Source organism: Neorhizobium sp. LjRoot104, from assembly GCF_964253725.1.
In the GTDB taxonomy this organism is placed as follows: Bacteria; Pseudomonadota; Alphaproteobacteria; order Rhizobiales; family Rhizobiaceae; genus Neorhizobium.
The window spans coordinates 627,298-645,961 of the sequence record NZ_CAXURS020000001.1 but is presented as its reverse complement, the minus strand read 5'-3'; the positions used below and the strand labels follow the sequence as shown (position 1 = coordinate 645,961).

Annotated in this window: 24 protein-coding genes; 12 read left to right on the top strand and 12 right to left on the bottom strand. The window is 63.2% G+C overall.

What is annotated here, in order from left to right:
- The first annotated feature begins 256 nt into the window (after window positions 1–256).
- The gene (locus tag ACSQ8R_RS03185; RefSeq protein WP_436252058.1) at window positions 257–757 is read left to right on the top strand and encodes an N-acetyltransferase family protein; all 501 of its coding nucleotides are present in this window, start codon (window positions 257–259) and stop codon (window positions 755–757) included.
- Between the two features lie 255 nt (window positions 758–1,012).
- Here ACSQ8R_RS03185 and ACSQ8R_RS03180 read toward each other — a convergent pair whose 3' ends face one another.
- The 3 genes from ACSQ8R_RS03180 to ACSQ8R_RS03170 form a co-directional block, all read right to left on the bottom strand.
- Window positions 1,013–1,927 (bottom strand): c-type cytochrome, encoded by a 915-nt coding sequence (locus ACSQ8R_RS03180; RefSeq protein WP_436252057.1) that lies wholly within the window; start codon window positions 1,925–1,927, stop codon window positions 1,013–1,015.
- 86 nt (window positions 1,928–2,013) lie between these two features.
- Complete coding sequence (locus ACSQ8R_RS03175; RefSeq protein ID WP_436252056.1) at window positions 2,014–2,454, bottom strand: c-type cytochrome; 441 nt, start codon at window positions 2,452–2,454, stop codon at window positions 2,014–2,016.
- Between the two features lie 122 nt (window positions 2,455–2,576).
- A complete protein-coding gene (locus ACSQ8R_RS03170; protein ID WP_436252055.1) occupies window positions 2,577–3,209 on the bottom strand; it encodes a LysE family translocator in 633 nt (210 codons plus the stop codon).
- A gap of 135 nt (window positions 3,210–3,344) precedes the next feature.
- Between ACSQ8R_RS03170 and ACSQ8R_RS03165 the strand changes: the two genes are divergently transcribed.
- Both ACSQ8R_RS03165 and ACSQ8R_RS03160 read left to right on the top strand, forming a co-directional pair.
- A complete protein-coding gene (locus tag ACSQ8R_RS03165) occupies window positions 3,345–4,034 on the top strand; it encodes a helix-turn-helix transcriptional regulator (RefSeq protein WP_436252054.1) in 690 nt (229 codons plus the stop codon).
- Window positions 4,035–4,135: 101 nt separating this feature from the next.
- Window positions 4,136–4,780: a ThuA domain-containing protein gene (locus ACSQ8R_RS03160; RefSeq protein WP_436252053.1), complete on the top strand. Its 645-nt coding sequence runs from the start codon at window positions 4,136–4,138 to the stop codon at window positions 4,778–4,780.
- A gap of 10 nt (window positions 4,781–4,790) precedes the next feature.
- Here the strand turns inward: ACSQ8R_RS03160 and ACSQ8R_RS03155 are convergent, their stop codons facing one another.
- The 3 genes from ACSQ8R_RS03155 to ACSQ8R_RS03145 all read right to left on the bottom strand — a co-directional run bounded on the left by ACSQ8R_RS03155 (window position 4,791) and on the right by ACSQ8R_RS03145 (window position 6,760).
- The gene (locus ACSQ8R_RS03155) at window positions 4,791–5,633 is read right to left on the bottom strand and encodes a metallophosphoesterase (protein ID WP_436255359.1); all 843 of its coding nucleotides are present in this window, start codon (window positions 5,631–5,633) and stop codon (window positions 4,791–4,793) included.
- Window positions 5,634–5,692: 59 nt separating this feature from the next.
- Window positions 5,693–6,067, bottom strand: a complete 375-nt coding sequence (locus tag ACSQ8R_RS03150) for a DUF4440 domain-containing protein (RefSeq protein WP_436252052.1) — start codon at window positions 6,065–6,067, stop codon at window positions 5,693–5,695.
- A 90-nt stretch (window positions 6,068–6,157) separates the two neighbouring features.
- Window positions 6,158–6,760, bottom strand: a complete 603-nt coding sequence (locus tag ACSQ8R_RS03145; protein ID WP_436252051.1) for a superoxide dismutase — start codon at window positions 6,758–6,760, stop codon at window positions 6,158–6,160.
- 174 nt (window positions 6,761–6,934) lie between these two features.
- Here ACSQ8R_RS03145 and ACSQ8R_RS03140 point away from each other — a divergent pair, with 174 nt between their 5' ends.
- Complete coding sequence (locus ACSQ8R_RS03140; RefSeq protein ID WP_436252050.1) at window positions 6,935–7,249, top strand: hypothetical protein; 315 nt, start codon at window positions 6,935–6,937, stop codon at window positions 7,247–7,249.
- 58 nt (window positions 7,250–7,307) lie between these two features.
- On the opposite strand, the gene ACSQ8R_RS03135 is transcribed toward ACSQ8R_RS03140, so the two are convergent.
- A complete protein-coding gene (locus ACSQ8R_RS03135; RefSeq protein WP_436252049.1) occupies window positions 7,308–8,192 on the bottom strand; it encodes a branched-chain amino acid aminotransferase in 885 nt (294 codons plus the stop codon).
- A 188-nt stretch (window positions 8,193–8,380) separates the two neighbouring features.
- On the opposite strand from ACSQ8R_RS03135, the gene tam reads away from it, so the two are divergent.
- Entirely contained in the window at window positions 8,381–9,151 is a 771-nt protein-coding gene (gene tam / locus ACSQ8R_RS03130; protein ID WP_436252048.1) for a trans-aconitate 2-methyltransferase, read from the top strand.
- 12 nt (window positions 9,152–9,163) lie between these two features.
- Here the strand turns inward: tam and ACSQ8R_RS03125 are convergent, their stop codons facing one another.
- Entirely contained in the window at window positions 9,164–9,310 is a 147-nt protein-coding gene (locus tag ACSQ8R_RS03125; RefSeq protein ID WP_436252047.1) for a hypothetical protein, read from the bottom strand.
- A 261-nt stretch (window positions 9,311–9,571) separates the two neighbouring features.
- Here ACSQ8R_RS03125 and ACSQ8R_RS03120 point away from each other — a divergent pair, with 261 nt between their 5' ends.
- Window positions 9,572–10,294, top strand: a complete 723-nt coding sequence (locus tag ACSQ8R_RS03120; protein ID WP_436252046.1) for a gamma-glutamylcyclotransferase — start codon at window positions 9,572–9,574, stop codon at window positions 10,292–10,294.
- Between the two features lie 175 nt (window positions 10,295–10,469).
- Complete coding sequence (locus tag ACSQ8R_RS03115; RefSeq protein ID WP_436252045.1) at window positions 10,470–11,129, top strand: glutathione S-transferase family protein; 660 nt, start codon at window positions 10,470–10,472, stop codon at window positions 11,127–11,129.
- Window positions 11,130–11,192: 63 nt separating this feature from the next.
- Here the strand turns inward: ACSQ8R_RS03115 and ACSQ8R_RS03110 are convergent, their stop codons facing one another.
- Window positions 11,193–11,528, bottom strand: coding sequence for a hypothetical protein (locus ACSQ8R_RS03110; RefSeq protein WP_436252044.1), 336 nt, complete (start codon window positions 11,526–11,528; stop codon window positions 11,193–11,195).
- A gap of 110 nt (window positions 11,529–11,638) precedes the next feature.
- Window positions 11,639–12,532, bottom strand: a complete 894-nt coding sequence (locus ACSQ8R_RS03105) for a LysR family transcriptional regulator (RefSeq protein ID WP_436252043.1) — start codon at window positions 12,530–12,532, stop codon at window positions 11,639–11,641.
- Between the two features lie 495 nt (window positions 12,533–13,027).
- On the opposite strand from ACSQ8R_RS03105, the gene ACSQ8R_RS03100 reads away from it, so the two are divergent.
- The 5 genes from ACSQ8R_RS03100 (at window position 13,028) to ACSQ8R_RS03080 (ending at window position 16,799) form a co-directional block, all read left to right on the top strand.
- Window positions 13,028–14,224 carry an MFS transporter gene (locus tag ACSQ8R_RS03100; protein WP_436252042.1) on the top strand — a complete coding sequence of 399 codons (1,197 nt, stop codon included), beginning with the start codon at window positions 13,028–13,030 and terminating at the stop codon, window positions 14,222–14,224.
- Between the two features lie 24 nt (window positions 14,225–14,248).
- Window positions 14,249–15,286: an aldo/keto reductase gene (locus tag ACSQ8R_RS03095; RefSeq protein WP_436252041.1), complete on the top strand. Its 1,038-nt coding sequence runs from the start codon at window positions 14,249–14,251 to the stop codon at window positions 15,284–15,286.
- 101 nt (window positions 15,287–15,387) lie between these two features.
- Window positions 15,388–16,215, top strand: coding sequence for an aldo/keto reductase (locus ACSQ8R_RS03090; RefSeq protein WP_436252040.1), 828 nt, complete (start codon window positions 15,388–15,390; stop codon window positions 16,213–16,215).
- A gap of 97 nt (window positions 16,216–16,312) precedes the next feature.
- Window positions 16,313–16,591 carry a BrnT family toxin gene (locus tag ACSQ8R_RS03085; RefSeq protein WP_436252039.1) on the top strand — a complete coding sequence of 93 codons (279 nt, stop codon included), beginning with the start codon at window positions 16,313–16,315 and terminating at the stop codon, window positions 16,589–16,591.
- Entirely contained in the window at window positions 16,578–16,799 is a 222-nt protein-coding gene (locus ACSQ8R_RS03080) for a BrnA antitoxin family protein (protein ID WP_436252038.1), read from the top strand. Before ACSQ8R_RS03085 ends, ACSQ8R_RS03080 begins: the two co-directional genes overlap by 14 nt.
- Window positions 16,800–16,957: 158 nt before the next feature.
- Here ACSQ8R_RS03080 and corA read toward each other — a convergent pair whose 3' ends face one another.
- A complete protein-coding gene (gene corA, locus ACSQ8R_RS03075) occupies window positions 16,958–18,001 on the bottom strand; it encodes a magnesium/cobalt transporter CorA (protein WP_436252037.1) in 1,044 nt (347 codons plus the stop codon).
- 303 nt (window positions 18,002–18,304) lie between these two features.
- Window positions 18,305–18,589, bottom strand: a complete 285-nt coding sequence (locus tag ACSQ8R_RS03070) for an acylphosphatase (RefSeq protein WP_436252036.1) — start codon at window positions 18,587–18,589, stop codon at window positions 18,305–18,307.
- Window positions 18,590–18,664 lie beyond the last annotated feature (75 nt).

Sequence of the window (18,664 nt, the reverse complement as noted above, 5' to 3'; positions counted from 1 at the left end):
TTGGCGGCCCCGGTTCGGGCATGGCGGAGGCGATCATTGCAGCCGCCACCGTTTCGCGGATGGTGCTTGACAAGGTTCGGGATCGGGAGCATCTAGGCGTCATGATCAACACGCGCACGACCACCGCCTGCTCGTATTTTTGGGCCTTCCTTTAAAGGGCGGCTCGACAGATCACCATGTCAACAAGCCGCCGTCAGGCGGCTTTGTTGTTTCAAACGGCACCTGACGGCAAGAATACCGAAAGAGGATGCCGGAAATGACCCCACAGACCATCGAGGATACCGATATCACCCTGCCCCGTCCGCCGGTCGTGACGATCCGCAACGCGAAATCGCGCGACCTGCCGGAGCTCAACGAGATGATCGCGCTGCTCGCCGCGCATCACAACGACCCCGCAGGCATCACCCCTGAAAAACTCGAGCGCGACCTGTTCGGCGCGATGCCGTGGATCAGCGCTCTGGTTGCCGATACCGGTTCGGACCTGATCGGCTACGCCATTCTCGTGCCGCTCTACCGGGCGCAGGAAGGCACGCGCGGCATGGACCTGCATCATCTCTTCGTGCGCGACGGGCATCGCGGCCACGGAATCGGCCAGCATCTGGTGTCCCGCGCCCGCGAAATCGCCAGAAGTGCTGGCTGCGACTATCTTTCGGTCAGCGCCGCCACCGGCAATTTCGCCGCCCACCGCTTCTACGAACACATGGATTTCAAGCCGCGCCCGGTCACCGGCATGCGCTACATGCAGGCGCTGGCGTAATATCTGCGGTCGAGGCCTATCCGGCGGCCTTGGCCAGGATTTTGAGATAGATATCTCGCGCCATACAACATCCCCTCACTTGCGGTTTCTAACACTTAGCCAAAGCTAAGATGTTGAAATCGCTTTCTCTCCGCAAGGGGAGAGATAAAGATGCCGCACTGCCACGAGTCTACCTCTCCCTTGGCGGGAGAGGTTGCAAAATCAGCATCTTAGCGTCAGCTAAGTGCTAGATTTTGTTGGTGAGGGGGAAAGCTTCTACCGCGCCGGCACCGCCTTCAGATAGGCCGCAATCGCCTCCAGATCACTTTTCGGCAGATGCGCGAGGTTCTGCTGCACCTCGACCATGGAGCCGCCGGCGGTGTCGAAATCCGGGGTGAAGCCGGTTTCGAGGTAGCCGGCAATGTCGCTCTCGCTCCAGGAGCCGATATCCTTCGATCCCGGCGTGATGTTGGGAATGGTCCCCTTGCCTTCCGGGTTCGGGCCGCCGGCAAGCCAGCGGTCCGGGAGGAAGCCGCCCGTCGCGTCACGCGGCGTGTGGCATTCGCCGCAATGGCCCGGTCCCTCGACCAGGAACTGGCCGCGCTTGACCTTGTCGTCGGCGGATGCGAGCTGCACCCGCGGCTGGTCACTGAAATAGAGGAACTTCCAGCCGCCGACCGCCAGCCGGATATTGTAGGGGAACGGCAGTTGGTGTGGCGGCGCGACGTTGGGGCTCGGCGGCAGGGTCTTCAGGTAACCGAAGAGATCGTTGACGTCCCTGGTCGAGAGCCGCGCATAGGAACCGTAGGGGAAGGACGGAAAAAGGTGTTCGCCGTTCGGCCCGACACCTCGGGTGGTCGCATTGCCGAACTCGGCCAAAGTCCAGTTGCCGATGCCGGCATTGGGGTCAGGCGAGATGTTGGGAATATGAAAAGTGCCGAACGGGCTCGGCAGCGCCCTGCCCCCGGAGAGAACCTTGAGTGCATCGCCGGTCGCACCGGTCGCGGCATGACAGCTTGCGCAGCCGCCGGCCCAGAAAAGCTGCTCTCCCTTGGCCAGATCCGGCGCGCCGAGATCGGCCCAATGCGAATCCGGATAAGGATCGGGATTGGCCAGCGCCCACGCCGTGGCAGCGCCGGCGGCGACCACCACGACGCCCGCCACCAGGATCTTGGACCATATCGAGGTCATCGTCTTTCTCCTCCAGCGTCACTCCGCAATGCAAGGACGGCCGCAGAAAGCTGCGGCCGTCCTCTATACCGGGACAGGGGCCGCGATCACTTCAGGCGAAAGTTCTGATGGCAGGTATTGCAGGTACCGCCGAGCGTCTGCAGGGCCTTGCCGACAGCGGCCTGGTCTGCCGGCATGGAAGCCAGAAGGGCCTCCGCATCGGAACCGAGCTTCTGTGCGTTGCCCCGGAATTCGGCGTTCTTTTCCCAGATGGCCGGCGCCGCCTTGGTCTTATCGCCGGTCTCGGAGCCTGCCGGGAACTGATCCGGGAAGGCCTTGATATTGGTGCTGATCGTGGTCAACGCCGTGCGGACGGCAGCCTGGTCATAGGGCTTTTCGCCCTTGGCGATGCCACCCAAGGCGCCAGCTGCGCCGCCGATACCCTTCATCAGGGCCTGGCGCTTGGCGATCGGGGTTTCCTGCGCGGTCACGGCCGTAAAGCCAAGACAGAGTACGGCAGCGGCAGCGGCAATCAGTTTAAACTTCATCCATTCCTCTCCTCATCGAGCCGGTCATGCCGGCGCAGTTTTGCGCGCGCATGATTGCCGGCTTATGCGTTTGAAAAAAGTAACGTTTCTGTCATGACTCCGCGAGCATGCCGCCTGCCCCCTCACGCCATCACCCCCTCCCAAAGCGTCAGCGTCGAAACCGCAAGCAGAAGGAAGCCCGCGATCCGCCCGACCCAGATCGTTGTGCCGCCGTTGCCGACCAGGAATTTTCGCGCGTGGCCGGCGGCTACGGCGAGACCGCCATAGATCGCCAGTTGGGTCGCGGCCGTCATCACCGCCATGATCGCCGCCTGCGGGGCGAGCGGCCCGAAATCCGGGCGCAGGAACTGCGGATAGACGGCGAGCATGAAGAGATAGGCCTTGGGATTGATGAGGCAGGTCACCGCGCCGCGCCGGAACGCTTCCCGGTTCGACCGCGTGTCCGCCGGGCCGACGTGATCGACGGTGATCGAACTGCGGATCAGGCTTACCCCGATCCAGGCCATGTAGAGCGCCCCTGCGATCAGCAGCGGCCGGAACAGAACCGGCATCAGGCTGGCGAGCAGCCCGACGCCGACCGCGCCGTAGAGGGAATGCACCAGCCCGCCGGCGATGATGCCGGCGGTGGCCGCAAGCCCTGCCGCGCGTCCGCGGGTCAGCGAATTGGCCAGCACAAAGATCATGTCCATGCCCGGCACCACGATGATGCCGAACAGGAGCGTGAAGAAGAGCCAGAGGTTTTCGGTATAGGTCATGTCAGTTTCCTGAGCCTCGCATAACCGGCTTCGGATGCCGAAGCCTTGTTTTTCAAATGGATATGCGGTCCTATACGGCAGCCCAACTGACAGCGTATTGTCAGTAGCAATGGTTTGGGACGAAGGAAAAACGGCATGCGCAAGGCCTCGCGGCTGTTCGAGATCATCCAGATCCTCCGGCTTGCCAGGAAGCCGGTGACGGCGGCGGAGATCGCCGTGCAGCTGGAAGTGACCGTGCGCTCCATCTACCGGGATATCGCGGCGCTGCAGGCGATGCGGGTGCCGATCGAAGGCGGGCGCGGCATCGGTTATATCCTGCGCCCCGGATTCACGCTGCCGCCGCTGATGCTGTCGATCGAGGAGACGGAGGCGATCGTGCTGGCCTTAGCGCTCTTGGAGCGCACCGGCGACACGGAACTGCGGCAGACGGCCAAGCAGGTGAACCGCAAGATCGCCGCCGTGGTGCCGGCGCCGCTTGCCGGCACGTTTTCCGCCAATGCGCTGCATGCCTGGGGCTCGGTCGCCCCCGTGCCGGATGCGCTCGACCTTGCCATGGTGCGCAGGGCTATCCGCGACGAGCAGAAACTGGCGCTCGACTACCGCGACGAACATGCCCGGGCCACGGAACGGACGATCCGGCCGGTGGCGCTGGTCTATTATTCGCAGACGGCCAATATCGTCGCCTGGTGCGAGCTTCGGCAGGCGATCCGCAATTTTCGCGCCGACCGGGTGGAGCATTGCGAGCTGGCCGACGGCTTCTTCCGCGGCGAAGGCGAGACGCTGCGGCAGCTCTGGGTTCAGGGCTGGAGCAATCCGCCGATGTGACCGGCATGCCGGGCTGACGAAGCCCGCGCCTGACAGGCCGCGGCTTTGCCCCTATGGTGCGCGCGCATCCTCGGGAATCAGCAGGGCATGGGAGTGGGTGAATGCGCAAGGCAATCATCGTCTGGGGCGGATCGAAAATCCATGAGCCGGAGGAATGCGCCGGCATTACCGGCGACATTCTTCGCGAGGACGGGTTTTCGGTCGAGATTACCGCCGATCTCGGCATATTCGGCTCAGGGAACATAGCCGCTGCCGATCTGCTGGTGCCGATCATTACCGGCGAAAAGCTGGAAAAGGCACATGCCCAGGCGCTGGTCGCCGCCGTGCGCGGCGGGCTGGGGCTCGGCGGCCATCACGGGGCGCTTGCGACCTCCTTCAAGGAAAGCGCCGCCTTCCGTTATCTGTCCGGCGTCACCTGGGTGGCGCATCCCGGCAATATCATCGACTTCCGCGTCAACGTCACCCGCCCCGACGATCCGCTGATGCGGGACATTGCGGATTTCGACTACAGGTCGGAACAGTATTACCTGCATTACGACCCGTCGGTGGAAATCCTAGCGACGACGACCTTTACCGGCGAATATGACGAGGCGGTGCGCGACGTGGTGATGCCCGTCGTCTTCAAGCGCCATTTTGGCGAGGGACGGATCTTCTATTCGGCACTCGGCCATGTGGCGGCCGAGTTCGAACATCCGCATATGCGCAGCATCCTGCGGCGCGGGCTCACCTGGGCGGCGCGTGGCTGACGCCCTTTACCTAGAGAGCGAGCGTGCGGCTTTCTTCGCGGCCGTGGCCGGTGATCTCGATTCGGTCGGCAAAAATTTCCACCACCGCGAAGGTGTTTTCCGTCTCGGTGTCGACCATGCCCTTGAAGTTGACATACCAGGTGTTCCCGGTGCGGCCGAGATTGCCGACGTGGTTGTGGCCGTTCAGATAGGCGATCACGTTGCCCGCCTGCTCGAACAGGCCAACCACCCTATCGGCATTCCAGAGATTGTGGTCGTTTTCCGGGTAGAGCGGATAGTGGCCCATGACGACGACCTTCTCGCCGGCGGCGCGGGCGCGCTCGAGCACGCCATCCAGCCAGGCGAACTGCTCGTCGCCGATGCCGCCGTTCCATTCCTTGGCGTTGATCGCGCCTTCGGCCAGCAATGTTTCCAGCCGCTGCCGCGCCAGAATGTGGCGCGCGTGGCCTTCCGGGGTGGAAAACAGGCTGATCTCGTTGCCGTCGATCACCACGAAGCGGAAACCGCCACGGGAAAAATCGTGCCAGGCGGCCGGCATGCCGAGCCGCGCATGGACATCGGCCAGATACCCCGGCGCAACCAGGAAATCGTGGTTGCCCGGTATCAGGACGCTCTCGTGGCGCAGGCCGTCATAGACGGCAAGCACCGGACCGTAGTGTTCCCAGCCGCGATCGATGAGATCGCCGAGCGTCACCACGAAGGCAAGATCCTCCCCGTTCAGCACGCCGATCGCCCGGCTCAGCTTGTCGAGACTGTTGGCATAATAGCGGTCCATCTCCAGCCATGGCGGCAGGTCGGCATATTGCGGATCGGCGATCACGCCAAAGCGGAGGAGAGGTTTTTCGTGGGGCATTTCGCCGAGGTAGTCGGTGGTTGTGACAGGCGTGTGACGAAGGATGCTACCCCTCTTCCTCACGCAATCACCGTTCCCTGATGAAAGACGATCTTCCAGCCGGTCGGGGTGCGTCTCCAGAAGGTAGACCGCCGGCTGCGGCGATCCGGCTCTTCCAGGATATACGACAGATGGTAGAGGTCGTCGGCGAGGCGGCTGATCGAGAAATCCCGGCAGGGCCAGCCATGCGGTTCCGGTTGGCGGCGGTAGCGTTCCAAGAGATTATCGATCACGAAGCCGCGCTCGTAGACCCGGCCGCTGGCGCCGATCTCCCAGAAGTCCTCCTCCGTCATGGCTTCCAGCGCCTCGCGGCTGGCGATCGATTCGCGGTAGTCGAAAATCGGCTCGCGCGCTGCTAGTTCGACAAGGATGGTGTCTAGCGGCTGTCTGCTCATTCCCCAACTCCAGTGATGGACCGAACAAAAAACACCCGGCGCCTTGCGACACCGGGTGTTCTCGAAAAGATCGCCTATCAAGCCGTTCGATTACTTCGTGGCGGCTTCGTAGCGTTCGAGCACGTAGTCCCAGTTGATCAGGCTGTCGACGAAGGCTTCGAGGTATTTCGGGCGGGAGTTGCGGTAGTCGATGTAATAGGAATGTTCCCAGACATCGACGCCGAGGATCGGGTCGGCACCGTGGACCAGCGGGTTTTCGCCGTTGGGGGTCTTGGAGATGACGAGCTTGCCGTCCTTGACGGAGAGCCAGGCCCAGCCGGAACCGAACTGGGTCGTGCCGGCAGCGATGAAATCGGCCTTGAACTTGTCGTAGCCGCCGAGGTCCGAGGTGATTGCAGCTTCGAGCTTGCCCGGCAGCTTGTTGCCGCCGCCGCCCTTCTTCATCCACTTCCAGAAATGGACGTGGTTATAGTGCTGGGCAGCGTTGTTGAAGAGACCCTGGTTGGTGCCGAAGGACTTCTTGACGACGTCTTCGACCGACAGATCGGCCAGGCCAGCCTCGGCAGCGAGCTTGTTGCCGTTGTCGACGTAAGCCTTGTGGTGCTTGTCGTGGTGGAATTCGAGCGTCTCTTTCGACATGAAGGGCGAAAGGGCTTCGTAATCGTAGGGGAGTTCGGGAAGTTCGAAAGCCATTGGTCTACTCCTTGTTCGGCACACACCGTAGGTAAAGCGTCGTGCGGGAACATAGGAGCGCGGGGGCCAAGAGGCAACGGTAACTTTGCCAAAAATCAAGCCAATCGCGTCAAGAACCTGCTGAAATTTCAAGATACAGGAAACGGGCCAGACCACCGATTCGGAGCCCGTTCGATGAAGACCACTTCTGCTCTTGCCGCAGCCGTCATTGCATCCAGCGCCACCGTCGCGCACGCCTCCTCGGACGACGCCTGGTCCAGTTTCCAGGCCGAAGTCGCCAAGGCTTGCGTCACCGCCGCCAGGGGGCTGATCGAGGACGGCAAGGCGCTGGTCGATCCGTTCGGCAGCCAGAGCTACGGGCTCGCCGTCGTCTCCGGCAGGGCGGCCGGCGCCAAGGTGACGATCAGCACGATCTGCGCCTTCGACAAGAAGACCCGCAAGGCGGAGATCGGCGGCGAGATTTCCGCCGACAAGCTGACGGTGAAATAACCCGCCGGATCTGGCAGCGCTGGTGCGCGACCAGACGGCGGATTTGGAACGCAGAGGTTCAGGCCTCGTCGCCCGGCGAGCGCGCCCAGTCCATGTAGAGTTCGAGCGCCTTGCGGGCGACCGGGCCTTCCTGGAGCTGGCGTTCCTCGAAACGGTTGACCGGCACGATCTTGGAATAGTTGCCGGAGGTGAAGATCTCGTCGGCGTCCATGAAGTTCTCGACGGTCAGCGTCGTCTCGCGCACGTCGAAACCGCCGCGGCGCAGAAGGCCGATGACGCGCGAGCGGGTGATGCCGGCGAGGAAGGTGCCGTTGGCGATCGGGGTCATGATCACCCCGTCCTTGACCATGAAGATGTTCGAGGAGGCGGTCTCGGCGACATTGCCGTTCATGTCGCGGGCCAGCGCATTGTCGAAGCCGCGGTTGCGGGCTTCCATGATCATGCGGCCGCTATTGGGATAAAGGCTGCCGGTCTTGGCGCCGGTCACCGCCACTTCCGGGTTCGGGCGGCGGTAAGGCGAGACGGTGAGCGACGAGGGTTTGGCGGTCTGCATCGGAGCCTCGAACAGGCAGAGCGCGAAACGGGTCGATTCCGGGTCGGCGGTGACGACGCTGTAGGGCATGCCGTGTTCCGACCAGTACATCGGCTTGATGTAGATCGCCGTCTTGCCGTCGAACTTCTTGACGCCTTCCCAGGCGAGCGCCTCGATCTCTTCCGCCTGCATCACCGGCTTCATGCCCATGTTCGTCGCGGAACGGTTGACGCGCTGGCAATGGAGGTCGATGTCCGGCGCGATGCCGTCGAACCAGCGGGCGCCGTCGAACACGGTGGAGCCGAGCCACATGGCATGCGAGGTCGGGCCGATCAGCTTCGGATTGCCCTCGAGCCATTCGCCATCCACGAAGGTCCAGGTGGTGGTGCGAGGGGCTGTGTTGACGGGCATGGCGATCTCCTTGGTCATGCGAAAGGGCGGGACGCTTCAAAATTGCGGGGTGAGTGAAGTCCGGCCCCGCCGCCGAGGTCAAGCGATAATATCAAATGGATCATCACAAAAATTGATATCCTTGACCATGGAGACCGGCATGCCGGAGTGCCATGTTGCATGGAAACGAACACCCGAGGAAGACGCGCATGGCATGGTCGGCGGAGCAATACGTGAAATTCGAGGACGAGCGGACACGCCCGGCGCGCGATCTTCTGGCGCAGGTGCCGCTTGCCTCGGTGACCAGCGCCTACGACCTTGGCTGCGGCCCGGGCAATTCCACCGAACTGATCGCCGAGCGTTTCGGGGCAGGCACCGTCATCGGATTGGACAGCGACGACAACATGCTGACGGCGGCGGCCAAGCGCCTGCCCGGCACGACTTTCCTGAAGGCGGATCTCAACAGCTGGGTGCCGGAAGAGCCGGCCGACCTGCTTTATGCCAATGCGGTCTTCCAGTGGGTGCCGGACCATATTTCCGTTCTCGCCCGGCTGATGGACCACCTGAGGCCCGGCGGCGTGCTGGCGGTGCAGATGCCGGACAACCTCGCGGAGCCGAGCCATACGCTGATGGGACAGACCGGGGCGGACGGCCCGTGGAAGGCTGCCTTCGAAGGCGGCCGGGTACGCCGCCCGGCCCTGCCGCCGCCGGCCGACTATTTCAACCGGCTGATGCCGAAATCCGCCCGCGTCGATGTCTGGCACACCGTCTATTACCACCCGCTCGCCGATGCGCCCGCGATCGTCGAATGGGTCCAGGCGACCGGGCTGCGGCCCTATCTCGATGCGGCGGGCCCTGAACATCGGCAAGCCTTCAAGGCGGACTATACCGCCCGCATCGCCAAAGCCTACCCGCCGATGGCCGACGGGCGGGTGCTGTTACGCTTCCCGCGGTTTTTCATCATCGCGGTGAAGGCCTGACGAAATCGACTGTCAAGGCGTACCCGGCGGCGGGGCCAGCGGGTTTTGCGGCTGAGGCTGCGTGACCTCCATGCGGCCGACGCCGGAATCGTTCATCCAGATGATGCTCAGAACACAACCGACCAGGATCAACAGCACCGCGATAAAAAGCCAACGCATCAGTTCAGTAACTCCACTCGTCAGTCATCGAGAAAATTTCCGGACGGAAACATTCCGTGATCCTTGGAGCAAAACATCTGGGCGTCGGTGCGGCAACGCAGCAAATCGGCGATTCCGGGACAGCAAAACGGAGAACCGGGCCGCCGAAATAGCCGGAAAACAGGCAGAACCGGGCCGGGAAACAGGTTGACTCGGCTCCGGTGCGCTTGCACTCTTCAGCCTTGCCATTTTCCTCGTCCTGCCGAAAAGCCGTTCGAAGCCATGCCGAAACCATCCACATTGTCGCTCACCCAGGATCTCGTCGATCTCTGCTTTCGTGAGGAGGCCGATCCCGGCCCGCCGGCCACATGGGAGCCGCTGACCGACGACGACTACGTACAGATCGCCGATCGGCTGTTTGCGGAAACCGGCGGGGAACCGCTGTGGATCTTCGCCTATGGCTCGCTGATCTGGAAACCGGGCTTCGATTCAATCGCCTGCCAGCGGGCGGCCGCCTATGGCTGGCATCGCTCCTTTTCGCTCCGGATCGAGCGCGGCCGGGGTTCGCCGGCACAGCCGGGGCTGATGATGATGCTGTCGCGCGGCGGCCGCTGCGACGGGGTGATCTATCAGGTTGCCGACGACGACAAGCGCGTCCAGATCGAAAAAGCCCTGCGCCGCGAGATCAGCCACCGCGACAGCCTGACCTCGTTCCGCTGGCTGCCGGTCCGTACCCCGGCCGGAGAGACCGTGCGGGCGCTGACCTTCTGGGTGGGCGGTACCAGCAAGCGTATCATCCGGCCGTTATTGCCGCTCGACGAGGTGGCAAGAGTTTTGGCGCGCGCCTGCGGGCATCGGGGATCGTGCGCCGAATATCTCTACAATACCGTCGTGCATCTGGCGGAATTCGGCATCCACGACCGCAATCTCTGGCGGCTGCAGGAGATGGTGGCGGAGGAAATCCGGGCGCTGCATGTGCGGCAGAAGCTTGCGGTCGGGGCCTGAGGCGGAGGTGCGGCCCTGGCATAAGTAAGAGGCGCTGTGCCGTGCCAGCCCCTCTGCCCTGCAGGGCGCCACGGAGAATAGAAGACCGCCTCGACGCAAAACCGATTGCAAAAAGCAATCAGGTAAGTTACCCAGTAAACCAGTTTCATTTCGCAATCGGTTATGGGAGGCCGTCATGCGTCCGATTCTGTATTCGCATCCATTCTCGTCCTACTGCCAGAAGGTGCTGACCGCGCTCTACGAGAACGGCACCGACTTCGACACGCGCATGCTCGGGCCGGAGGATCCTTCGGCCTACCAGGATCTCTGCAGCATGTGGCCGGTGAAGCGCTTTCCGATCCTGGTCGATGGGGAGAAACGGGTTTTCGAGGCGTCGATCGTCATCGAATATCTGGGCGTGCATTATCCCGGACCGGTGAAGCTGATCCCAGACGATGCCGATGCGGCGCTCGATGTACGGATGATGGACCGTTTCTTCGACAATTACATTTCCACCCCGCAGCAGAAGGTGGTGTTCAACGCCATCCGGCCGGAGGAGCACCGCGACCCGTACGGCGTGCAGGAAGCGCGCGGCATGCTGGATGCCGCCTACGGCTGGCTCGACGAGCGCATGGCGAACCGGCAATGGGCCGCCGGCACGGCGTTCAGCCTTGCGGACTGCGCCGCGGCGCCCGCCCTCTTTTATGCGGACTGGACGCACCCGATCGGCGATCAGTTCGGCCATCTGCGCGCCTATCGCAGCCGGCTGCTCGCGCGGCCGTCTTTTGCGCGTGCGGTGGACGAGGCTCGGCCCTATCGCTCGTTCTTCCCGCTCGGAGCGCCGGACAGGGACTAGGGCAGGTCAGGGATTAGGGCAGGTCGGGGACTAAGGAAGGTCGGGGGACGTCGCGACCGGCCTTTAGAACATGCTGTCATTGGCGATCGGCAGCCCACTCATGGCGGCATAGACCCGCCACACCTCGTGGCGCAGGACCGCGCTCGGGCGGACGCCGCCGCTGCCGTAGTTCTTGTACTTGTCGCGATAGGCCTCCATGAACACCGTCACCGCCTCGATGACATCGGCATGCAGTTCGGCCCTGCGGCGCAACTCGTCCCTCTCGGAGTGGAGGATTTCAAAGCTCTGAACAAGCAGCCGCAGGTCTTCCATCGACATGGCGACATGCGAGCGATCGGCCGGGCCGACAGTCACCTCCGACCGGATACGGGCGATGATTTCACTCAACTGTTCATTCATGGGATTAGATTCTCCTAATCCTTCGGATGTGGGTGGCAAAATCGACCAAAGCAAGGCTAAACTGTGGCCGGAAAGACACGTTTGCCGATCAACGTGATCGGGATAGTCGCCTAAAGTCGTGCCGCGAGGAAATCGATGTAGGTGCGGATGCGCAGGGCGAGGTGCTCGTGCCCGGCATAGACGGCATGGATTTCCTCGATGTCCTCCGGGTTGAAATCCTCCAGAACCGGTACCAGCCGGCCGGCTTCGATATCCGGCTCCACATGGAAACGCCCGACCCGGCCGATGCCGAGGTGATCCCGGCAGAACTGCCGGATGATCGAGCCGTTGCTCGCCTTCAGGCTTCCGGAAACCGGCAGCAGCTCCCGGCTGCCGGTTTCCGGATCACGAAAAGGCCAGCCTTCGACCGCTCGCCGGAAATTGAAATTGATACAGTTGTGATCGATGAGCTCGGCCGGCGTCCTCGGGACGCCGTGACGCGCCAGATAACCCGGCGATGCGATCACCACCTGGCGGCTCTCGCCGAGCTTTCGCGCCATCAGCGAGGAGTTGCGCATCGGCCCATGGCGGATGGCGATATCGACCCGCTCGCGGATGAGATCGACGATGTCGTCGGTGAGGGTGATATCGAGCTGCACATCCGGGAAAAGCCGCTGGAACTCGGACGTGAGCGGCAGGACATAACGCTCGCCGAAACCGACCGAAGCATTGATCGACAGCGGCCCGCGCGGTAGCGTCCGCCCGCCGCCGGAGACCATCTCTTCCGTATCGGCGATCTCGGCCAGGATTCGCTGGGCGCGGGCGAGATAGGTCTCGCCCTCCGGCGTCAGCTGCAGCATGCGGGTGGAGCGGACCACGAGGCGGGCGCCGAGCCGGCCCTCGAGGCGAGTGACCAGCTTGCTCACCGCCGAGGGCGAGAGTTTGAGCTTGCGGCCGGCGGCCGAGAAGCTCTTAAGCTCGGCGGCCAGGGCAAAGACTTCCATTTCTCCGGCGCGGTTGTCCATTCGGGTCTCGCTTTCGAATTCCGATCATCAATGTCGTTCTCGGGGCACCCTCGGCCTGCCGGCCATCTCCCCCACGACCAGTGCTTAGCACATGGCGCGAGGCGGTACGGCGGTCTTAACCCTTCCCCTTGTGGGGGTCCGGAGGACGGGACGGGGCAAGCGACCCGTCCCCGGCTGGTGGCCGGCAGGCGGGAGGGGTTTTGATACTGAACGAAGTCCCCTCCCCAACCCCTCCCCACAAGTCCCCTCCCCAACCCCTCCCCACAAGGGGGCGGGGCTCCACGCAGCCACTGGCCCTTTTGCGATTTCCTTGCCCCCACCCGTGGGGGAGATGGCCGGCAAGCCAGAGGGGGTGTCCCGAGTACGGCCTCCAATACCTGTGACTTCAGTTCACAAATGATTATCCGCTTATGCGGCTACACAGGCAAGTCCTCCGCGCCGATATTGCGGTGCGTCAAATGCAATCCCTTCCTCCCAAGGATCAGGAACACAACAATGCCTCTCGCTCTCTACGCCCTGACCGCCGGTGCCTTCGGCATCGGGGTTACCGAATTCGTCATCATGGGCCTGCTGATCGATGTCAGCGCCGATCTCGGCGTGTCGATCTCGGCAGCCGGCCTGCTGATTTCCGGCTACGCGCTCGGCGTCGTGGTCGGGGCTCCCATTCTGGGCGCGATCGCCGGCAAATGGTCGCGGAAAACCCTGCTGATGAGCCTGATGGTGGTGTTCACCATCGGCAATCTCGCCTGTGCCCTGGCGCCCGATTACTGGACGCTGATGGCAGCCCGGGTGCTGACCGCATTCGCGCATGCCTCGTTCTTCGGCGTCGGCTCGGTGGTCGCCACCAGCCTCGTCGCCCCGAATAAAAAGGCTTCCGCCATTGCCGTGATGTTTACCGGCCTCACCGTCGCCAATATTCTCGGTGTGCCCTTCGGTACCTGGCTCGGTCAGGCCTATGGCTGGCGCTCGACCTTTTTTGCCGTCACCCTGATCGGCATCGCCGCTCTCGCCGTGATCGCGCTCTTCGTTCCGAAGGACAAGGCCGCGGACAATCAGGAGGAAAATGCGCAGGGCGCGCTTGCCGTGCTCGGCCGCCGCCCGGTGCTTCTCGGCCTGCTGATCACCGTCTTGAGCTGGGTCGGCGTGTTTGCGGGCTTCACCTATATCGCGCCGATCCTGACCGAGATCACCGGTTTTTCCGAAGCCGCCGTGTCGCCGATCCTGCTCGTCTTCGGCGGCGGGTTGGTGATCGGCAACCTCGCCGGCGGCTGGCTGGCAGACCGGCATCTGGTGCCGACCATCATCGCCAGCCTGGTCGCGCTCTCGGTCGTGCTTTTGGGCCTGACCGCCGCGATCCACCAGCCGGTGCTTGCCGTCATCGCCATCGGCCTGTTCGGCGCCGCAGCCTTCGCCACCGTCTCGCCGCTGCAGATGTGGGTGCTGCAGAAGGCGGAAGGTGCCGGCCAGGGCCTTGCCTCGTCGTTCAACATCGCCGCCTTCAATCTCGGCAATGCGATCGGCGCCTGGCTTGGCGGCGTGGTCATCGACCATGGCCCGGGTCTCGGTTCGGTCACCCTGATCGCCGGCCTGGTGCCGCTTGCCGCACTTGCCGTCGCCCTCTTCGCCATCCGGCTGGACCGGCGCGAGACCGCCGTCAACGGCACGCCCGCCCTCTCCTGCCCGGCCGAATAATTTCCGCATCCAAGGAGTACGAGCATGGAATATCGCAATCTCGGACAATCCGGCCTCAAGGTGCCGGTGCTCAGCTTCGGAGCCGGCACGTTCGGCGGCTCCGGCCCGCTGTTCAGCCATTGGGGCACGACCGATGTCGAGGAGGCCCGCCGCCTCGTCGACATCTGCCTCGAAGCCGGCGTCAACCTGTTCGACACGGCCGACGTCTATTCGGCCGGCGCTTCGGAAGAGGTGCTGGGCCAGGCGATCAAGGGCCGGCGCAACGACGTGCTGATCTCCACCAAGGCCAGCCTGCCGACCGGCGACGGTCCGAACGACTGGGGCTCCTCCCGCTCGCGGCTGATCGGCTCCGTCGAGGCGGCGCTGAAGCGGCTCGGCACCGACCATATCGACATCTTCCAGCTGCATGCCTTCGATGCCTCCACGCCGGTCGAAGAGGTGGTCTCGACGCTCGACCAGCTCGTGAAGGACGGCAAGCTGCGCTATATCGGCGTTTCCAACTTCTCCGGCTGGCAGATCATGAAGTCGCTGGCGGCCGCCGACAGGAACGGCTGGACCCGTTATGTGGCGAACCAGGTCTATTATTCGCTGATCGGCCGCGATTACGAATGGGACCTGATGCCGCTCGGGAAGGACCAGGGGCTTGGCGCGCTGGTCTGGAGCCCGCTCGGCTGGGGGCGCCTCACCGGCAAGATCAGCCGCGGCAAGCCGCTTCCGGAAGGCAGCCGCCTGCATGAGACGGCGGATTTTGGGCCGCCCGTCGAGGAGGAACTGCTCTACCGGGTGGTCGATGCGCTGCAGATCCTGGCGGAAGAGACCGGCAAGACCGTGCCGCAGGTGGCGATCAACTGGCTCACCAGCCGGCCGACGGTTTCCTCGGTGATCATAGGCGCCCGCAACGAGGAGCAGCTTCGCCAGAATCTCGGGGCCGTCGGCTGGTCGCTGACCAGGGAGCAGATCGGCACGCTCGATGCGGCAAGTGCCGTGACAGCGCCCTACCCACACTTCCCATACCGGCGCCAGGAAGGCTTCGCCCGCCTCAATCCGCCCATCGCCGGCTGACACCCCGAAAACTCGGGTAGTTGATCCGTGACAGAATCGGTCCATGTAGTAGGGGCCTCATTCCGCCCGGCCGTTCGCCGGGCTTCCTTCAGGAGTTCAATATGTTCACAGTCAGCGCCAATGGCGCCAACATCCCTGCCCTCGGTTTCGGCACCTTCCGCATGCCCGACGAGGACGTCGCCCGCGTGCTGCCGGAAGCCCTCAAGCTCGGCTTCCGCCATGTCGATACCGCGCAGATCTACAAGAACGAGGCGGCCGTCGGCGACGTGCTCTCCAAGTCCGGCATTCCGCGCGCCGACATTTTCCTCACCACCAAGGTCTGGGTCGACCGCGTCGGCCATGACGCCTTCATCGCCTCGGTCGACGAGAGCCTGACGAAGCTGAAGACCGACTATGTCGACCTGCTTCTCCTCCACTGGCCGCAGAGCGAAATGCCGCTCGCCGACCGCATGGGCGCGCTGAACGCACTCAAAAAGGCCGGCAAGGTCAGGAATATCGGCGTTTCCAACTTCTCGACCGCGCTGATCGCCGAAGCGGTGAAACTTTCGGATGCCCCGCTTGCCACCAACCAGGTGGAGTACCATCCCTATCTCGACCAGACGAAGGTTCTTGGCGAGGTGCGCAAGCACGGCATGTCGCTGACCGCCTATTACCTGATGGCGAACGGCGCGGTGCCGGGTGACACGGTACTGAAGGACATCGGTTCCAGGCACGGCAAGACGGCCGCCCAGGTGACGCTGCGCTGGGCGATCCAGCAGAAGGACGTCATCGCACTCTCCAAGACCGCGACCGTTGCCCGCCTGCCGGAAAACTTCGACGTGTTCGATTTCGCATTGTCGGAAGAAGAGATGCAGGCGATCCACAAGCTCGCCAAGCCGACCGGCCGCATCGTCAATCCGGGGCATCTCGCACCGGAATGGGATGTTTGACCTTTATCGACAAAGCCGACAGGATGCGCCGGGATCTCCGGCGCATTTTTCGTTTTAGAAGCCGATTGGAAAGCCTCTATTTTTGTAGTAACAATAAATGGCTGTCATATTCGATCCGGCAAAACGCATTCTCACCCTTGAGCAACGAGGCCTCGATTTTGCCGATGCGGGCAAAGTCTTCGACGGTCCTCATCTGTCGATCGAGGATGACCGGATCGACTATGGAGAAACGCGCTATTTCACCGTCGGCTTTCTGGACGAACGCATGGTCGTTCTCGTCTGGACGCCGCGGGGAGACGACCAGCGCATCATCAGCATGAGGAAAGCCAATGACCGAGAGCAAAAAGCCTATGGCCCGAGACTTGCCGGACATTGAGGATGATGCGCCGGACCTGAGCGAAAGCCCGTGGGCGGAAAAACTCGCAGAAGCGCCGGTCGTCCGCGGCCGTCCCAAAAGCGAGCGAACCAAGGTTTCGACTACGATCAGGCTGGACGCGGATGTTCTGGAGCGATTCAGGAAAGACGGCCCGGGCTGGCAGTCCCGTATCAACGACGCCTTGCGGGAGTGGCTGACGAAGCACTGACAGGTGCAGGCTGCCCCTCACCCTAGCCCTCTCCCCGTGGAACGGGGAGAGGGGACGTGCCTCGTGAGACGCCCGATGGGGAGCAACACGGTGCGGCGCATGTCCTTCTCCCCGCAAGCGGGGAGAAGGTCCCGGCAGGGGGATGAGGGGCACCTTCCCTACAGCCAGCCCTTCCGCTTGAAATACATATACGGCAGGGCCATCGAGACGATCATCATGGCGATCGCCATGTGGTAGCCGTAGGTCCATTGCAGTTCCGGCTGGTAGGCGAAGTTCATGCCGTAGATCGAGGCGACCAGGGTCGGCGGCAGGAAGACGACCGAGGCGACCGAGAAGATCTTGATGATCTGGTTCTGTTCGAGATTGATCAGCCCGAGCGTCGCATCCAGCAGGAAATTGATCTTGCCGGACAGGAAGGCCGAGTGATCGCCGAGCGAGGTGGCGTCCCGCTGCAGCAGTTTCAGGCGCTGGCGCAGTTCCTTCGAAAGCTTGCGATCGACGCCGTCGAGCGCCGCGTAATAGGCGACGACGCGGGAGACGCTGACCAGGCTTTCGCGCACCACGGTGATGAACTCACCCTTCTGGCCGACCTCGCGGATGAGGTCCTGCAGGTCGCGGGTCTTCTTGTTGGCCTTGGCGGCCTTGGTCGAAAAGACTTCCTGGGAAATCTGGTCGATCTCGGTGCCGAGCCGTTCGAGCGTATCGGCCATGCGGTCGATGATCGCCTCGATCAGGCCGGTCATGATCAGCTCGCCGTAACCGCAATGCAGTCCCGTGCCGTTCGGCTTGCGGGCGCGGGCCATGAAGGCGTCGAAGGGACGCGGTTCGGCATAACGGACGGTCACAAGAACCTGGCCCTTGACGATGAAGGTGACGGGAACCTTGCGCGGCGTGCCGGCATCGGGCCGGGTCAGCACCGTCATGGTCATGAACTCGGCGCCATCCTCCTGGTAGAGGCGGGCGGAGAGTTCGATATCCTCCATCTCGTCCATGGTCGGCACGGTGATGCCGAGGCGTTCGCCGACGATGCGCTCCTCGTCGGGCGTGGGGCTGACGAGGTCGTACCAGACGACTGCAGGGGTGGCGGGGGCGGAGGTGACCGGTGCCGACGGATCGGAAGCGACCGGCGCTGCGGCAACGGCCGGCACATCGGAAGCGACGGAAACAAGGCGATCAAGATCGTAGGCATGGATGCGCAGCATGACGGCTCCTTTTTCGGACCATCGGTCCCTTCGGAGCGCGCATCCTTATCGATAAGGACTAGAGCCCCGGAGAAACGGGTCGGTATGATGACGTCGAACTTCGACTGTCGGGGTTCATCTCAATTGTCCTTTGAAAGAGTGGCGCCCGGTCGGGCGTCACTTCGCTTTGGAAATGTGCCTTAAAGGATGAAAAGTCAATGGCTTTTCTGTCGCAGCCGCCGCGGAAAAAAAACGCTGCCGCTTCGGGCCGGACAACCGCGGAAGATCGCCACCGGGAACCGCGAAACCGAGCGACCGGCCGGGTCATCTCGTGATCCGGAAACCGACCGGCTTTTCCGTGAGCTTCGCCGGCTGTCGCTCGGCGCCGGAGACCGACGCACCGGGCGGACCGTGCCGGAAACGCTCGAGCATTTGCGATATGCCGGCGGGTGATCCGGTTATCAAAGCAACCACCGAACCATCCGGCTCATTGCGGACCCAGCCCGTCAAACCCAGCTGTTCCGCCTCCCCGCAGGTCCAGGCACGGAAACCGACGCCCTGTACCCTTCCCGTTATCCGCACCATGGCGGCCTCTTCTCTATCGGGCATTGCGACCTCCCATCCTGGGCAACTCCATTGACATGGAGAGTGCTGATCGGAGGACAAGCCCGCAAGGGCAGACGA

What these genes read in the sequence shown, in the direction of transcription:
- ACSQ8R_RS03185 (WP_436252058.1), top strand. Translation starts at nt 257, where the DNA reads ATGACCCCACAGACCATCGAGGATACCGATATCACCCTGCCCCGTCCG.
- ACSQ8R_RS03180 (WP_436252057.1), bottom strand. Translation starts at nt 1,927, where the DNA reads ATGACCTCGATATGGTCCAAGATCCTGGTGGCGGGCGTCGTGGTGGTC.
- ACSQ8R_RS03175 (WP_436252056.1), bottom strand. Translation starts at nt 2,454, where the DNA reads ATGAAGTTTAAACTGATTGCCGCTGCCGCTGCCGTACTCTGTCTTGGC.
- ACSQ8R_RS03170 (WP_436252055.1), bottom strand. Translation starts at nt 3,209, where the DNA reads ATGACCTATACCGAAAACCTCTGGCTCTTCTTCACGCTCCTGTTCGGC.
- ACSQ8R_RS03165 (WP_436252054.1), top strand. Translation starts at nt 3,345, where the DNA reads ATGCGCAAGGCCTCGCGGCTGTTCGAGATCATCCAGATCCTCCGGCTT.
- ACSQ8R_RS03160 (WP_436252053.1), top strand. Translation starts at nt 4,136, where the DNA reads ATGCGCAAGGCAATCATCGTCTGGGGCGGATCGAAAATCCATGAGCCG.
- ACSQ8R_RS03155 (WP_436255359.1), bottom strand. Translation starts at nt 5,633, where the DNA reads ATGCCCCACGAAAAACCTCTCCTCCGCTTTGGCGTGATCGCCGATCCG.
- ACSQ8R_RS03150 (WP_436252052.1), bottom strand. Translation starts at nt 6,067, where the DNA reads ATGAGCAGACAGCCGCTAGACACCATCCTTGTCGAACTAGCAGCGCGC.
- ACSQ8R_RS03145 (WP_436252051.1), bottom strand. Translation starts at nt 6,760, where the DNA reads ATGGCTTTCGAACTTCCCGAACTCCCCTACGATTACGAAGCCCTTTCG.
- ACSQ8R_RS03140 (WP_436252050.1), top strand. Translation starts at nt 6,935, where the DNA reads ATGAAGACCACTTCTGCTCTTGCCGCAGCCGTCATTGCATCCAGCGCC.
- ACSQ8R_RS03135 (WP_436252049.1), bottom strand. Translation starts at nt 8,192, where the DNA reads ATGCCCGTCAACACAGCCCCTCGCACCACCACCTGGACCTTCGTGGAT.
- tam (WP_436252048.1), top strand. Translation starts at nt 8,381, where the DNA reads ATGGCATGGTCGGCGGAGCAATACGTGAAATTCGAGGACGAGCGGACA.
- ACSQ8R_RS03125 (WP_436252047.1), bottom strand. Translation starts at nt 9,310, where the DNA reads ATGCGTTGGCTTTTTATCGCGGTGCTGTTGATCCTGGTCGGTTGTGTT.
- ACSQ8R_RS03120 (WP_436252046.1), top strand. Translation starts at nt 9,572, where the DNA reads ATGCCGAAACCATCCACATTGTCGCTCACCCAGGATCTCGTCGATCTC.
- ACSQ8R_RS03115 (WP_436252045.1), top strand. Translation starts at nt 10,470, where the DNA reads ATGCGTCCGATTCTGTATTCGCATCCATTCTCGTCCTACTGCCAGAAG.
- ACSQ8R_RS03110 (WP_436252044.1), bottom strand. Translation starts at nt 11,528, where the DNA reads ATGAATGAACAGTTGAGTGAAATCATCGCCCGTATCCGGTCGGAGGTG.
- ACSQ8R_RS03105 (WP_436252043.1), bottom strand. Translation starts at nt 12,532, where the DNA reads ATGGACAACCGCGCCGGAGAAATGGAAGTCTTTGCCCTGGCCGCCGAG.
- ACSQ8R_RS03100 (WP_436252042.1), top strand. Translation starts at nt 13,028, where the DNA reads ATGCCTCTCGCTCTCTACGCCCTGACCGCCGGTGCCTTCGGCATCGGG.
- ACSQ8R_RS03095 (WP_436252041.1), top strand. Translation starts at nt 14,249, where the DNA reads ATGGAATATCGCAATCTCGGACAATCCGGCCTCAAGGTGCCGGTGCTC.
- ACSQ8R_RS03090 (WP_436252040.1), top strand. Translation starts at nt 15,388, where the DNA reads ATGTTCACAGTCAGCGCCAATGGCGCCAACATCCCTGCCCTCGGTTTC.
- ACSQ8R_RS03085 (WP_436252039.1), top strand. Translation starts at nt 16,313, where the DNA reads ATGGCTGTCATATTCGATCCGGCAAAACGCATTCTCACCCTTGAGCAA.
- corA (WP_436252037.1), bottom strand. Translation starts at nt 18,001, where the DNA reads ATGCTGCGCATCCATGCCTACGATCTTGATCGCCTTGTTTCCGTCGCT.
- ACSQ8R_RS03070 (WP_436252036.1), bottom strand. Translation starts at nt 18,589, where the DNA reads ATGCCCGATAGAGAAGAGGCCGCCATGGTGCGGATAACGGGAAGGGTA.